The organism is Myceligenerans indicum, from assembly GCF_016742955.1.
In the GTDB taxonomy this organism is placed as follows: domain Bacteria; phylum Actinomycetota; class Actinomycetes; order Actinomycetales; family Cellulomonadaceae; genus Myceligenerans; species Myceligenerans indicum.
Map to the genome: position 1 here is coordinate 1 of NZ_JABBYC010000135.1, position 943 is coordinate 943.

Below are 943 nucleotides of genomic sequence, written 5' to 3' on the forward strand. Positions count from 1 at the left end.
AGATGTGTATAAGAGACAGGCCCCCCGGCGAGGTCGCCGCCCTGGCCGCCCGCGTGCTGCAGGAGGTGCGCACCGCCGTCGTCGGCATGACCGAAACCCTGCCCATCGCGCTGGCCACCGTCCTGGCCGGCGGACACGTCCTGTTCGAGGACGTCCCCGGACTCGGCAAGACCCTCGCCGCCCGCTCCCTCGCCACCGCACTCGGCCTCGACTTCGCCCGCCTGCAGTGCACCCCCGACCTGCTGCCCGGCGACATCACCGGATCCCCCGTCTTCGACCCCGCCACCCGCACCTTCGAGTTCCGCCCCGGCCCCGTCTTCACCGGCCTCCTCCTCGCCGACGAGATCAACCGCACCGCACCCAAGACCCAGTCCGCCCTCCTGGAAGCCATGGCCGAACGCCAGGTCTCCGTCGAAGGCACCAGCCACCGGCTGCCCAGCCCCTTCCACGTCCTGGCCACCTCCAACCCCGTCGAGTACGAAGGCACCTACCCCCTGCCCGAAGCACAGCTCGACCGGTTCATGGTCCGCCTCGCCATCGGCTACCCCGACCCCGGCCAGGAAACCGACATCATCACCGCCCGCCTCGCCCGCCGCACCGAAGCCGCACCCGTCACCCGCGTCACCGACCCCGCCACCGTGCTCGCCATGCAAGCCGGCACCGAAACCGTCGACGTCGACCCCGACGTCGTGCGCTACTGCGTCGACCTGACCACCGCCACCCGCACCCACCCCGCCCTCGAAGTCGGCGCCTCACCCCGCGGATCGGCCAACCTCGTCCTCGTCGCCCGCGCCCTCGCCGTCATCGAAGGCCGCGACCACGTCCTGCCCGAAGACGTCAAACGCATCGCCGTACCCGTCCTCGCCCACCGCCTCACCCTCACCCCCGACGCCTGGGCCCAGGACCTGTCTCTTATACACATCTGACGCTGCCGACGATAAGG

General features: G+C 71.0%; 1 protein-coding gene. It reads left to right on the forward strand.

The genetic code is table 11. From position 1 onward, the window contains the following. Window positions 1-2 precede the first annotated feature (2 nt). Window positions 3-926: an AAA family ATPase gene (locus HGK34_RS22260; RefSeq protein WP_201851629.1), complete on the forward strand. Its 924-nt coding sequence runs from the start codon at window positions 3-5 to the stop codon at window positions 924-926. The last annotated feature ends 17 nt before the right edge of the window (window positions 927-943 follow it).

Excerpts from the sequence above, each read along its gene's own strand:
- HGK34_RS22260 (WP_201851629.1), top strand. The coding sequence starts at position 3 with ATGTGTATAAGAGACAGGCCCCCCGGCGAGGTCGCCGCCCTGGCCGCC.